Below are 12,480 nucleotides of genomic sequence, written 5' to 3'. Positions count from 1 at the left end.
TCCTTATCTTTTTCCACGTCGGAAGCCTTCTTCTAAAAGATAAGCTTTTGCTTCATCATAGGAGCCAAAACTTTCTTCTAGGTTGTATCCATGATAAATATTCCAAAGAGTATCCTCTTGTAAAAGAGTCAATTTAGAGCTTTCTTTGTTTGTCCACTCCTCTTCTACTTCTTCATCAAAGGCTTCTTCCTCCTCCGTTGCCAAGTAGTCAATAGAGTCTTTAATCATTTTACGAAGCTCATCTGCTGATACTTCTCGAATATTCACTAATCCTTTTTCTTTTGCTTCATATTGAGGAAGATCTCCAACATAAACAAAACCATTTCCGTTTGGATGTAAATGGTAGATTACTGTAGTTTTATCGTATAAGCTCTCTTCATAATGGTAGTTAACTCGCTTCATGGATACTTCCTTACGAGTTAGTTCCGGAAATTCTTGAATAATTGCTTCTTTTTCTTCAAATGTTAGCATATGATTCCTCTTTCTTTTCTTATCATTAGTATATTATTATACCATAAACTCTATCCTCTTCGCGTCCACCACTCTGCCACTATAACAAAACAAATGACAACAGCAATTGCTACTGCAAAAAACCAGTCTGGTAAGCTGCCCAAGTTATAATCCTCCTAGCACATCCACATATCTTACAATTGTGAATACTATTTTCTAAACCAGTTGAGGAAAATAACTTCTCCCCATCTTTCCTAGTGTCACTCTACCCTTTTTAGCATAATGCTTCTAACTATACATCTTTTTAAAGATCCTTATCTCTGTTGCTAAATTACCTTCGTACCTCGTAAGTTTAATCCTGCCTCTTTCGAATAGATATTACCGCTCCAATGTGATAAACTAAGGGACAGACAATAAGAGGACGTGAGAGAAATGATTAAAATCGAATTACCAAAACCAACTGTAACAATTACTCAACGTAAGCAAGCACTAAATGAAGGAGAAGTTGAAATACCATCAATCTACGGATTTATCGACTTCCACCAAATTCCTAGAGATAAAGGCGGCATTTTTATGTTTTATAACAAAAATGATGAGCTATTATTCGTAGGAAAAGCACGTAAAATTCGTCAACGCATTAAAAAACACTTTGAAGATAATGTTTCTCCAATGATTAAGCATCGTGAAGAAGTGTATAAAATTAGTGTTTGTGTAGTTGAAGAGCCAATGGATCGTGAAATATATGAAACATATGCGATCAATACATTAAAAGCAAAATATAACATCGATAAAGTATTTTACAAATAAAAATCTCATGCCTCCTAATAGAGGCATGGGATTTTTATTTGGATTCTTCAAAAAGACTGGTACTATGTTTTGGCTGCACTCGAGCTTTTGGGTCTATGAAGGCTTTAATATGACTGATTGCATTAGGGACTTCTCCAAATCCAACAGCTATTAGCTTTACTTTCCCAGCATGTGTACACACATCACCCGCAGCATATATTCCCTCTACACTTGTTTCCATCTTTTCATTGACTACTACTGAGTTCTTTTCCATCTCGAGGCCCCAGCTTTTGAGTGGTCCAAGCGAGGCAACATTTCCGTAGTTGACTAGCACATGATCTACCGGGATGTTTTCCTCTACCTTGTCCTTACTTACCACTACAACTTCTTGAACACGTTCTCCATCGCCTATTAATTCTTTGATTGCATACGAGGTTTTAACAACTACCTTTGAATTATCTAACTGCTGAACAGATTTTTCATGCGCCGTAAATTGCTCTCGTCGATGACAAATGGTCACACTGGAAGCTATGTCCTCTAGCATTAACGACCAATCTAATGCGGAATCCCCGCCACCCAAAACTAATACGTTGGAATTTTGAAAGTCATTTAAATCCCTGACTTTATAATGAAGGTTTTTTCCTTCATATTCCTTGGCTCCAGGCACAGTTAATTTCCGTGGTTGGAAAGAACCAACCCCTGATGTCAGGAGAATTGTTTTTGAATAATGAACCCCTTTATCCGTTTTCAATATAAAATACTCATCCTGCTTTTCAAGCTCGTTCGCAGTTTCCTCTAAACATATTGTAGGATTGCTGTAAGCAGCCTGTTCAACTAAATTAGCTACTAAATCTTTTGCCAAGATTTTAGGCAAACCCCCAATATCATATATATACTTATCCGGATAAAGTTCCATCAATTGACCGCCTAGCTCTGGAAGGCTGTCAATAATCTTAACCTTTAAATCACGGAGTCCAGCATAAAAGGAAGCAAATAAACCTGTAGGTCCTCCCCCTATAATTGTTACATCAAAAACTTCTTGCTTCATGTAATCAATCACCTCATCAATCTATTATTTACTTTTATAAAAAACGGCTTCGTACTTCTGGAGAAGGAAGCATACAACTATCCTTTTGACCAAACCATTTATATCTATTCTTTGCGATAAATTTGTAAATACTATTTCTAATTGGTCTTGGAACAAATATAAAAATATACATGTATCTCCATATTCCTTCTAAATTTCTACATACCCTTAGCGCACCATCAGAAAATTTATAGACTTTCCCGTCTTCTATGAGGATAAAACTGTCTATATTATGTGAAATACTGTATTGTTCTTTTAATTTCATTCCGGCATCGCTTTGAAGCGCAGCAAATTGAAAATAACCTTTAGAGTCTCTTTTGATTATAAATTGAACACTGGAATCACAAAAATTACACACACCATCAAACATTACGATAGCTTCTGCCATTTTAAATTCCTCCTTGCCTCTAGTGTATCAGAAAGAATTCAGGCTGTTAAATGAGAGTGGTTGATATTTCTTAAGACTTTTGACTGATGCTAAAAAAGACATTATTTCAACTTTCTACATAAAGTAAATACTAAAAAATAAAAATGATGCCCAATACCGTATTGGAATTGGCATCATTTTTATCATTTATCCTGCGGTGTATCTGATGATCCAAAGGCTTCCACATCTTCAAAGCTATTTTCAAAATCCCTGATTTCTCTTGCTTCTTTATCTACTGGATGATCAGTATCAGCATTTAGTCTATCCTCTTCTACAGGTCGAAGATCATTTACCTCTTGCTGCGCATGGTCTACACAGGTTAGAGTTGTCGGAACAGCTTCTAATCGTTCAATAGGGATTTGCTTGTCACATACACTACATTTTCCATAAGTACCCTCATCTAAAGCCTGTAAGGCATCTTTAATATCTTCTATCTCTTCTTCTGCATGCTTTCGCAGAGCCAATCTCGTATGTTGGTCAGTTAAATCAGTGGCATTATCAGCAGGATGATTGTCGTAATTAGACAACTCTGTTGTTTCAAATTCCTCATCATTATTTAAGCTTTCCTCTAGTTCGTTAAACCGATCAAGTAAATTTTCTTTTAACTTTTCATATTTCGCCATATCAATTCCTCCTTAACGTTAGTATTAGGATTACCCCAATGAAGGGAAAATAAAACTAATTAGAATTCTTGGAAGTTTCCACTACATGAATTTCGGCTATTTAGGTAATATAAAAGAAAGGAGTGATTAACAATGGGTATCCATCGTTTTTTTACGAGCATGAATGACTTAGAAAGAATCATTCGAGCACCAGGCAGGTTTAAATACGAGGAACATAACGTTGCTGCACATTCATGGAAGGTAGCTCAGTATGCTATGTTCTTTGGAACCATTGAAGAAAATAATGGTGCAGTGATTAACTGGAAATCCCTGTATGAAAAAACCATTAACCATGACTTTGCAGAGATTTTTATCGGAGATATTAAAACTCCAGTCAAACACGCTTCCCCGGAATTAAAGCAAATGCTTTCCCATGTCGAAGAAAAGATGATGGAAAAGTTTATATTAGATGAGATACCTGAAGAATTCCGTCCCGTCTTTTTCGACAGAATGAAAGAAGGTAAGGACGAAACAATAGAGGGTCGTCTACTAGAACTGGCAGATAAAATGGACCAGGTATACGAAGCCTTTACAGAACTCCAACATGGAAATACCGATCCTGAATTTATTAAGATGTACGAGACAGCCTTACGAAAAATATTACATTTGCCATTAGAAAAGAGTGTGGCCTACTTTAAAGAAATAATGCTTCAGGACATTATGGCAGAGGAATCTGTAATTGACGTTAAAAGTATTACGCTAAAAATTTTAGTAGAATAAGGAAATCTTTCAATAAAAACTGCGATATATTGTATAATATAGTGTATAATATGATTCAACTAGGAAAATATAAGGAGGCTGTCTCATGCCTATACCAGTCGATCATACTAAACCAGTTCGTACTACAGCGAAACTTCATGCATTTAATCAGCTTCAACAATGGATTATAGATGGTACTCTACAACCGGACGAAAAGTTAAACGATATAGAGCTAGCCCAAGCTTTAGGAGTTAGCCGGACACCCATTAGAGAATCTCTTCAGTTACTGGAATCGCAGGGCTTTGTAACGATGCAACCAGGCAGAGCAACACAGGTTACGCCAGTGGAGCCAGAAGATATCTATAACCTGCTTCCTCCATTGTCTGTATTACAAGCACTTGCAGCTGAACTAGCAACACCTAATATGGATGAAGAAACATTAAACCTGTTAGAACAAAAAAACAATGAATTTGCAGAAGCTCTGCATGCACAGAATTTTACAAAAGCATTAAAATTAGATGAGGAATTTCATCAGCTGATTGTGGATCGTGCTAATAATCCATACATATTCTCTATGGTAGAAATGCTTCAAGCACATGTTCGTAGACTTTACTATTATGAAAAAATTAACTTAAGGGAATATTCCATTGAACAGCATAAGGAATTAATACGATTATTCAAGGAAAAGGATATTCCAAAGCTAGCTGAAGTAATGCGTGCTAACTGGATTTATACCATTGAAAAATTCTAAAATTAAATAGTAAATAAGGGTGCACGTGATAGAGAATGCTACTTCCTATAAGATTTCACACTTAACTACAAAAGCCTATCGACAAAATTAGTCGATAGGCTTTTGAATATTAACTATTTAATGGTACTGGTCTCTTCCCATTTATTCGAGCTATAACACCTGTTATAAGAGTAATAATCACGAAAGGAACTATCCAACCAAGACCTACATCGTAAAATGGTAATACATTGTCATAGAAATCTAGGATGGATTCTAACCAACCAAAGTATTCGATTTCTAAAGAATCACATAGTGCTTTTAAGCCGTCAATTATGCTTATTAGGAATGTACAAATCATAACCGCTACGTACACAAATCGTGCATGATAAAACAACGGCGACAAGAAAGCTAGCAATATCAAAACAATAGCCAATGGATATAAAAGCATTAGTACAGGTACTGAGTAAGTGATAATATTCGATAAACCAAAATTAGCAATCACACATGTAAATACACTAAAAATGATTACAAATGCTTTATAGCTAATGGAAGGAATTAACGTATGAAAGTACTCTGCACAAGCAGTAGTTAATCCAATGCTTGTTGTTAGACATGCTAGAATAATTACAATTGCTAATAGAATAGCTCCAAAGGAACCAAAGTAATGCTCCGAGGCAGCGCTTAAAACTGGTCCACCATTTTCCATTATTCCGAACAAATCAACAGAAGTAGCTCCTAAGTAACCAATACCAGCGTATATTATTCCTAAAAAGAAGATAGCTATAGCACCAGACTTGGCAGTGGCCGCTAAGATGCCCTTCTTAGAAGTTACACCCATAGAGCGAACTGCATTTATCACAATAATACCGAATACTAATGAAGCTAACGCGTCCATTGTATTGTATCCTTCTGTGAATCCTGTCATAAAAGCATTATCAATGTAACTGCCCTGTGGCGTACTAAATTCACCCATAGGTTTAAAGATTACAAACCCCAATAAGATTAAGAGCCCTATTAAAATCCCTGGTGAAAGGTATTTCCCTACATTATCTACAATCTTGGATGGGTTCAAGGAAAGCCATAAAGTAAGACCAAAGAAAACGACAGTAAATATCAATAAACCGATTTGTGTATATTCTGAATTTACAAAAGGCATAATCCCAATTTCATATGAAACAGCTCCGGTTCTCGGTAAAGCGAAGAAAGGTCCAATTGTTAAATATAGCAAAGAAGTAAAAATCACAGCAAAAGTCGGATGTACTCTACTAGATAGTTCCTGTAAGTTTTTACTTCCTGAGAAGCCCATTGCTAAAGTTCCTAAGAATGGAAGACCGATACCAGTTATTAAAAAGCCTATTATAGCAAACCATAAGCTTGTACCTGCGTTTTGACCCAGACTTGCTGGAAAAATTAAGTTACCTGCTCCAAAAAACAAAGCAAATAACATTACTCCAATAACCAAATAACTTGAAAAAGATAATTTATTGTCCATTGTACTTGCCCCCTGTGATATAAAAAAATAATCATTACTTTTTATTTTGTTCTAGTTGTATTAAATACATGTGCTAAATGATTATTCATCATCACTTAATTGCTAATAACAATCATGATAATACTATGAATTTATACAGAATGCAATATATTATATAAAATTAATAGAACATTTATTTAATTTAAAACATAAAAAAATAGCTAGCTAATAAAAAATTTATTAGCTAGCTATTTTTCGCGTTTTCATCTTCTTCTTCAAATAGGATTTCCGTTAAAGAATTGTCGGAAGAATTATCTGCTAATTCTACATTTGACCGATAAGCAGCTCTTGTTAAAAGGTGACCCGCAACAGGAGCAGTTAAGAAAACAAATAGAATTCCTAATATCAAGCGTACACTTACAAAGCCATCATGTACCCAGAAATAGATAAACGCACCTGAAAGGGTTAGTAATACTGCAACCGTAGAGCTTTTAGTTGCAGCATGTGAGCGGGTATACACATCGGGAAGTCTAACAATCCCAATAGCGCTAATAACACTCATTATGCTTCCTAAAAGGACAATTACAGCAGCGATTAGCTCAATTATCTGACTTACGCTCAATGATAACACCCCTTTCAATATATCGGGCAATAGCAATTGTACTGATAAAAGCTAAAATTCCTAAAATAAGAATTGCCTCCAGAAAGGCCTTTGTCTTAAGTACAATAGAAACTATGGCTATTATAGATATTAGGTTAACTCCTATCATATCTAATGCTACTGCTCTATCTGGCATTGAAGGACCCTTTATAATTCGAAAAAGTGCGATCCCTATGGAGATTGCAAACAAAGAAAGTGAAAGTACTAATATTTTTTCTACCATTAGCGAGTCACCTCCATAATTGCTTTTTCGAACTTTGTTAAGGAACGCAAAACATCAGCTTTTGAAGTTTCCATATCCATCGCATGAATATAAAAGGTATCTCCCTCTGGATTTACTTCCATTACGACAGAACCAGGAGTTAAAGTAAGCAATAACGCAAGCGTCGTAATTTCCCATTCACTAGACAACTTAGTTCTATAAGTAAATATCCCTGGCTTAATCTTTAGCTTAGGACTTAATATTTGTTTACTAATAACTATACTAGATGTAGCCAATTCTCTGATAAAGATAAATATCAATTTAATAATTGCAAATAGACGCTTTAAATAAAATTGTGTTCCAAAAAATCTATGCATAAGGAATACAATCCCGATTCCTACGAAGAACCCACTTACAAAAGTTTGTAATTGTAACTCCTCAGTGTCCATGAGCAGAGTCCACAAAAACGCTATAAATAAATTAAGTAGAAATTGTGCTGGCATTGTTAATCACCTCTCCCATTACTCTTCTCCGCCTAATATCGCATCAATATATATGGCAGGATTAGACAGCGTATTTGCTGCATCAGTAACATATCCGGAAATTACCTCTGCTCCAAGTCCTAGTGCAAGCGTTCCAATACCTAGTAGGAAAATTGGAAAAATCATACTAAACTTCATAGGAGTTTCATCCTCTAAGCTGATGATTGTTTCACCGAAAATAGAGTTTAAGAATATGCGAAGTAAAGAATACAGAACTACTATACTGGAGAGGAATGCCAAAGCCAATAAAATATATGATCCTGACTCAATCGCCCCTTGTCCTACTAAAATTTTCCCTACGAAACCACTAAGTGGTGGAATCCCAGCTAAAGAACAAGTAACAACAAAGAACAGCCAACCAAGTAAAGGATAGTTTTTTATTAATCCACTAATTTCATTAATCTTTGTTTTTCCTGTTAAAGAAATCATCGTACCCACCAATAAAAATAGCATTGCTTTAGCAATCATGTCGTGCACTATATAATAAATTGATCCCTCAATGGCTACAGGAGTTCCTATCGCTAAACCTACAAGCATAAATCCTACTGCAATCACTACATTATAGGAGGCTATTAATCGTAAATCCTTATAAGCGATTGCTCCCATACAGCCTACGACGAGTGTAATTCCGGCCATAACACCAATAATCGTGTGAGTTATTAGCGTATCGTGATAAAAAATAATCGTAAAGGTACGGAACAATGCATAGATACCTACCTTTGTTAAAAGAGCTCCAAATAAGGCAGCGATTGCCATAGGAGGCGCACTATATGAACCTGGCAACCAAAAGAATAGTAGAAGCCCTGCTTTTATACTAAATACGACTAAAAATAGTATACCTATAGTTGTTAGCAAGGGATCTTGCCCTGCTTCAGCTACTCTTTCTGAAAGGTGTGCCATATTGAGCGTTCCAAGAGAACCATATAAATAGGCAAGCGCTAGTAGGAAGAACCATGAAGCAATTACATTAATCACCACATATTTAATAGATTCTCTTAGCTGGCGTTTTGTACCACCCAATGTTATTAGCACATAAGATGCCAGAAGCGTAACTTCGAAACACACAAATAGGTTAAACATATCACCAGTTAAAAACGATCCGTTTACTCCAGCTAATAGGAACAACACAAACGGATAAAAGTACATCTTCTCGTGTCTTTCTCCAATGGAAGAGAAAGCATACATAACACAAAGTGCAGTTACAATGCTTGCAGTAAGCACTAGTAGCACTGAAAACGAATCAGCAACAAATAGAATTCCAAACGGAGGCTTCCACCCACCAAAATCCAATCGAAGAATTCCTTCTAATTGAATCTTATTTAAGATAAATACACTAATCCCGGTGATTGATAACACCGTCAATAAAGTAATGATACGTTGCAGCTTAATATATCGATTAAAGAATACTAATAATACTCCTATCATTATAGGAATTATTAAAGGCAAGACAATTATATTATTCATCATTTGTTCCTCTCAATGCATCCAGGTCATCTGTGCCAATATCCTGATACGCTCGGTATGCAAGAACAAGTATGAAAGCTGTTACTGCAAAGCTTATTACAATAGCAGTTAATATCAAGGCTTGTGGCAACGCATCTGTATAAGGACCATCTGCTTCCTTTAACAAAGGCACATTCCCTCTTTTTAAATCTCCCATAGTCAATATGAGTAAATGAGCTGCATGTGATAACACCGCAGTCCCTAAAATTACTCGAATAATATTACGTGAAAGGATTAGATAAGTAGCAACGGCAACTAAAATACCGATCAATATAACCATAATTGTTTCCATTAGCTATCATCCTCACTTATGCTTAAAATTATTGTAACTAGCACCCCAACTACCGTTAAAGCCACCCCTGCTTCAAAGATTGTGACGGTTGTAAGCTCTGTTTTACCGAAAATAGGCAAATCAAAATAGGCAAATGATTGTGACATAAATGGCACCCCAAATATCAATGAACCAAAACCGGTTGCTGTTGCTAATAGCACTCCCACAGCAGCTACTAGCTTAAAGTCTAAGGGAAGACTATTATGAACCTTTTCTATGCCATTCGATAAGTACAGCAGAACAAATGCTGAGGCTAATACTAAGCCTCCGATGAAGCCTCCTCCCGGCGTGTTATGACCTGAAAGAAATAAATAAACCCCAAAGGTTAAAATAATAAACACACCTATTTTAGCAACATTTCGAAGAATAACATCATTAATTTTCACTATCGGTATCCTCCTTTTTTGCTCTAAGCTTAATCATGGTATATACACCTAAGCCAGCTATAAAGAGAACGACTACTTCTAACATAGTATCAAAGCCACGGAAATCCCCTAATATAGCATTAACAATATTAGTTCCTCCAGCTAAATTATAAGCATCTTCAAATAGGTAAGAAATCCTTTCAAACTGGTCATAATTTAACACAGACAAACCAACTAAAACTACTACTAGCCCTACCCCGATTGATATAATGGCATTCATGTTCTTGGTTTTCAAGGATACTTTTTCTTTTTTCCAATCTGGTAAATGAGAGAACGCCAATAGGAAAAGTGCAGTGGTTACTGACTCAACTACCAATTGTGTCAATGCTAGATCAGGAGCTCTGAATATTACAAAGAAAATAGCTACGGTATAACCTAAAACTCCATTGAGTAAAGTTGCAGTAATTCTCGATTTAGCACGTAGCATGGCCAAGCTAGCAATTACCATAATAATCACCAAAATAATCTCATATGCACTAAACTTAGCACTTGGGGTTGTATCAACTGAAAATGCTCCTGAAATTATTAAATAGCCACCAACTGTCACAATAAAGAATATATAAATATATAGAAGATAGTCTCTTAAATAACCTGTCATATAACTTTTCGTTGTAACTGTAGACTGCTTCTCTGAAAAATTTAAAAAGTTGGTATATAAAGCATTAAAGGAATATTTCTGTGGTAATATGCTATAAATTGGTCTCCAATATTTTAAAATCTTAAAAAGAAGAAAACCGACAACTATTACTCCAACTGTCATCTGTAGCTCCGTATTAAAACCATGCCATGCGTAAATAGAGGGTGTTAGTTTCTCCGGATCACCAAAAGTTGGATAGATACTAGCCATTGCTGGCTTCAATATATAATTCCCTAATATATTTGGAAAGAAAAATATACCTACAACAAAAACGCTTAATATGATTGGCGATATAAGCATACCAATCGGTGCTTCATGAATCGGTTTATCCAGTTTTTCCGGCTGTGCATCACCCAGAAAGGTTTTAAAGATGAAAATCATACAATATACAAACGTTAGCACACTCCCTATCCATGCGATGACCGGGAAAATAATACCCCAATTTTGCAAGGAGAAGACATCTGCCTCCATTATATAAACGGTAGCCGTAAAAAACATTTCCTTACTTAAAAATCCATTAAATGGCGGCAATCCTGCCATTGATAAGCTACCAATTGTCCCTACTGTAAAAGTAATCGGCATTAAAGTCATTAACCCGCCTAATCTTCGAATATCCCGTGTTCCAAGCTCGTGGTCAAGGATACCAACAACCATAAACAGAGCACCCTTAAATGTGGAATGATTAATCATATGGAATAGTGCTGCAAAGGTGGCCTGAGTATAAATAACCGAATCCTCAGAGTAACCATATTGTAATGCAACTGAACCAAGACCTAGTAAACTCATAATTAGGCCAAGCTGACTAACTGTGGAGAAAGCAAGTAATGCCTTTAAATCTGTTTGCTTAACTGCATTAAAGGACCCCCAGAACATGGTGATCATCCCAACAATACTAACTGTCCAAAACCATATTTGGTCTACTCCAAATATTGGTGTAAAACGCGCCACCAAATATATTCCTGCTTTAACCATAGTTGCTGAATGTAAGTAAGCACTAACTGGTGTCGGCGCTTCCATCGCATCTGGTAACCATATGTGGAATGGAAACTGAGCAGATTTAGTGAATGCACCCAACAGGATTAAAATCATGGCAGGTACGAATAAATGATGATTCGTAATTTCCAATACCATCGGAATGATTTCTCGAATACTGAAGGTGCCAGTCATTGTATGCAGCATGATAAATCCTACTAGCATTGCTATACCACCGCTGACAGTAATAAGCATAGCCTTTTGAGCCCCACGTCTAGAAGCATTACGATGGCTCCAGAAGGCTATTAATAAGAAAGAGGAAACACTCGTTAGTTCCCAAAACACATATAAAACCATCAGGTTATCAGAAAACACTACACCTAGCATGGCTCCCATAAATAACAAGAGGTAACAATAAAAATGATGTAAAGATTCCTTAGTGGAAAGATAAAAAATAGAATATAGTATAACTAAACTACCTACACCAGTAATAAGTAAACCTAATATTATACTTAGACCATCTAAATAAGTAGTGAAGTTTATATCTAATGAGGGGATCCAGCTATATGTGTGAGAGTATGTTTTTCCACTTGCAATTGAGGGAATATAGCTTGCAAGCATTGCAAACAAGATGGTCGGTACTAGCAACACAAACCAACCAATATGTATTTTTTTAAAATTCCTATAAAAAATCGGTATAATTGCGGCTACTATAAAAGGTAAAATAATAGCAAAGTTAACAGAAAACAAATTGTAACCTCCTATTTCCATATATTGAGGGTATTTTCTATATAGAAAGATTTATTTCATTTGAAAGAGAGACTTGACTATAAGGGTAACTAGTTGCATAATAGGATTCCATATGGGGTTCCAATAAGAGCATTAGTTGAAACAG

The 12,480-nt window shown here is 35.8% G+C and carries 15 protein-coding genes; 3 read left to right on the top strand and 12 right to left on the bottom strand.

All coding sequences use genetic code 11. The features are described 5' to 3' along the window. Window positions 1–3: 3 nt before the first annotated feature. A complete protein-coding gene (locus ACQKNZ_RS16140) occupies window positions 4–471 on the bottom strand; it encodes a hypothetical protein (RefSeq protein WP_144539431.1) in 468 nt (155 codons plus the stop codon). A 411-nt stretch (window positions 472–882) separates the two neighbouring features. Here ACQKNZ_RS16140 and ACQKNZ_RS16135 point away from each other — a divergent pair, with 411 nt between their 5' ends. Continuing rightward, a complete protein-coding gene (locus tag ACQKNZ_RS16135) occupies window positions 883–1,257 on the top strand; it encodes a nucleotide excision repair endonuclease (protein WP_144539429.1) in 375 nt (124 codons plus the stop codon). Window positions 1,258–1,291: 34 nt separating this feature from the next. Here ACQKNZ_RS16135 and ACQKNZ_RS16130 read toward each other — a convergent pair whose 3' ends face one another. From ACQKNZ_RS16130 to ACQKNZ_RS16120, 3 genes are all read right to left on the bottom strand, one after another. Continuing rightward, window positions 1,292–2,284 carry an NAD(P)/FAD-dependent oxidoreductase gene (locus tag ACQKNZ_RS16130; protein WP_144539427.1) on the bottom strand — a complete coding sequence of 331 codons (993 nt, stop codon included), beginning with the start codon at window positions 2,282–2,284 and terminating at the stop codon, window positions 1,292–1,294. 34 nt (window positions 2,285–2,318) lie between these two features. Continuing rightward, window positions 2,319–2,711 (bottom strand): thiol-disulfide oxidoreductase DCC family protein, encoded by a 393-nt coding sequence (locus ACQKNZ_RS16125; protein WP_144539425.1) that lies wholly within the window; start codon window positions 2,709–2,711, stop codon window positions 2,319–2,321. A gap of 182 nt (window positions 2,712–2,893) precedes the next feature. Then, window positions 2,894–3,373, bottom strand: a complete 480-nt coding sequence (locus ACQKNZ_RS16120; RefSeq protein WP_144539423.1) for a TraR/DksA C4-type zinc finger protein — start codon at window positions 3,371–3,373, stop codon at window positions 2,894–2,896. Window positions 3,374–3,505: 132 nt separating this feature from the next. On the opposite strand from ACQKNZ_RS16120, the gene ACQKNZ_RS16115 reads away from it, so the two are divergent. Together ACQKNZ_RS16115 and ACQKNZ_RS16110 are read left to right on the top strand one after the other, a co-directional pair. After that, a complete protein-coding gene (locus tag ACQKNZ_RS16115) occupies window positions 3,506–4,132 on the top strand; it encodes a YfbR-like 5'-deoxynucleotidase (RefSeq protein WP_151112379.1) in 627 nt (208 codons plus the stop codon). A gap of 85 nt (window positions 4,133–4,217) precedes the next feature. Next, window positions 4,218–4,862, top strand: a complete 645-nt coding sequence (locus tag ACQKNZ_RS16110; RefSeq protein ID WP_144539419.1) for a GntR family transcriptional regulator — start codon at window positions 4,218–4,220, stop codon at window positions 4,860–4,862. A 109-nt stretch (window positions 4,863–4,971) separates the two neighbouring features. Here the strand turns inward: ACQKNZ_RS16110 and brnQ are convergent, their stop codons facing one another. From brnQ to ACQKNZ_RS16070, 8 genes are all read right to left on the bottom strand, one after another. Next, on the bottom strand, window positions 4,972–6,333 hold the full coding sequence (brnQ, locus tag ACQKNZ_RS16105; RefSeq protein ID WP_154312167.1) for a branched-chain amino acid transport system II carrier protein: 1,362 nt from the start codon (window positions 6,331–6,333) through the stop codon (window positions 4,972–4,974). 223 nt (window positions 6,334–6,556) lie between these two features. Next, window positions 6,557–6,934 (bottom strand): Na+/H+ antiporter subunit G, encoded by a 378-nt coding sequence (locus ACQKNZ_RS16100; protein WP_144539414.1) that lies wholly within the window; start codon window positions 6,932–6,934, stop codon window positions 6,557–6,559. After that, a complete protein-coding gene (locus ACQKNZ_RS16095) occupies window positions 6,912–7,196 on the bottom strand; it encodes a Na(+)/H(+) antiporter subunit F1 (protein WP_144539412.1) in 285 nt (94 codons plus the stop codon). The genes ACQKNZ_RS16100 and ACQKNZ_RS16095 overlap by 23 nt, the downstream gene beginning before the upstream one ends. Beyond that, on the bottom strand, window positions 7,196–7,678 hold the full coding sequence (locus tag ACQKNZ_RS16090) for a Na+/H+ antiporter subunit E (RefSeq protein WP_151112373.1): 483 nt from the start codon (window positions 7,676–7,678) through the stop codon (window positions 7,196–7,198). The genes ACQKNZ_RS16095 and ACQKNZ_RS16090 overlap by 1 nt, the downstream gene beginning before the upstream one ends. 18 nt (window positions 7,679–7,696) lie before the next feature. Next, window positions 7,697–9,181, bottom strand: a complete 1,485-nt coding sequence (locus ACQKNZ_RS16085) for a Na+/H+ antiporter subunit D (RefSeq protein ID WP_427660687.1) — start codon at window positions 9,179–9,181, stop codon at window positions 7,697–7,699. Continuing rightward, complete coding sequence (locus ACQKNZ_RS16080; protein ID WP_144539406.1) at window positions 9,174–9,512, bottom strand: Na(+)/H(+) antiporter subunit C; 339 nt, start codon at window positions 9,510–9,512, stop codon at window positions 9,174–9,176. The genes ACQKNZ_RS16085 and ACQKNZ_RS16080 overlap by 8 nt, the downstream gene beginning before the upstream one ends. Continuing rightward, window positions 9,512–9,937, bottom strand: a complete 426-nt coding sequence (locus ACQKNZ_RS16075; protein WP_144539404.1) for a Na(+)/H(+) antiporter subunit B — start codon at window positions 9,935–9,937, stop codon at window positions 9,512–9,514. The genes ACQKNZ_RS16080 and ACQKNZ_RS16075 overlap by 1 nt, the downstream gene beginning before the upstream one ends. Next, complete coding sequence (locus ACQKNZ_RS16070; RefSeq protein ID WP_186318205.1) at window positions 9,927–12,335, bottom strand: Na+/H+ antiporter subunit A; 2,409 nt, start codon at window positions 12,333–12,335, stop codon at window positions 9,927–9,929. Before ACQKNZ_RS16070 ends, ACQKNZ_RS16075 begins: the two co-directional genes overlap by 11 nt. Window positions 12,336–12,480: the final 145 nt, after the last annotated feature.

The sequence above is a fragment of the Psychrobacillus sp. NPDC093200 genome, assembly GCF_050280345.1.
GTDB classification, from domain to species: domain Bacteria; phylum Bacillota; class Bacilli; order Bacillales_A; family Planococcaceae; genus Psychrobacillus; species Psychrobacillus faecigallinarum.
Note: the sequence above shows the minus strand (reverse complement) of the source record. Positions and strands in the feature narration are given on the sequence as shown.

Excerpts from the sequence above, each read along its gene's own strand:
- ACQKNZ_RS16085 (WP_427660687.1), bottom strand. The coding sequence starts at position 9,181 with ATGAATAATATAATTGTCTTGCCTTTAATAATTCCTATAATGATAGGA.
- ACQKNZ_RS16095 (WP_144539412.1), bottom strand. The coding sequence starts at position 7,196 with ATGGTAGAAAAAATATTAGTACTTTCACTTTCTTTGTTTGCAATCTCC.
- ACQKNZ_RS16090 (WP_151112373.1), bottom strand. The coding sequence starts at position 7,678 with ATGCCAGCACAATTTCTACTTAATTTATTTATAGCGTTTTTGTGGACT.
- ACQKNZ_RS16120 (WP_144539423.1), bottom strand. The coding sequence starts at position 3,373 with ATGGCGAAATATGAAAAGTTAAAAGAAAATTTACTTGATCGGTTTAAC.
- ACQKNZ_RS16110 (WP_144539419.1), top strand. The coding sequence starts at position 4,218 with ATGCCTATACCAGTCGATCATACTAAACCAGTTCGTACTACAGCGAAA.
- ACQKNZ_RS16130 (WP_144539427.1), bottom strand. The coding sequence starts at position 2,284 with ATGAAGCAAGAAGTTTTTGATGTAACAATTATAGGGGGAGGACCTACA.
- ACQKNZ_RS16115 (WP_151112379.1), top strand. The coding sequence starts at position 3,506 with ATGGGTATCCATCGTTTTTTTACGAGCATGAATGACTTAGAAAGAATC.
- ACQKNZ_RS16080 (WP_144539406.1), bottom strand. The coding sequence starts at position 9,512 with ATGGAAACAATTATGGTTATATTGATCGGTATTTTAGTTGCCGTTGCT.
- brnQ (WP_154312167.1), bottom strand. The coding sequence starts at position 6,333 with ATGGACAATAAATTATCTTTTTCAAGTTATTTGGTTATTGGAGTAATG.
- ACQKNZ_RS16135 (WP_144539429.1), top strand. The coding sequence starts at position 883 with ATGATTAAAATCGAATTACCAAAACCAACTGTAACAATTACTCAACGT.
- ACQKNZ_RS16125 (WP_144539425.1), bottom strand. The coding sequence starts at position 2,711 with ATGGCAGAAGCTATCGTAATGTTTGATGGTGTGTGTAATTTTTGTGAT.
- ACQKNZ_RS16140 (WP_144539431.1), bottom strand. The coding sequence starts at position 471 with ATGCTAACATTTGAAGAAAAAGAAGCAATTATTCAAGAATTTCCGGAA.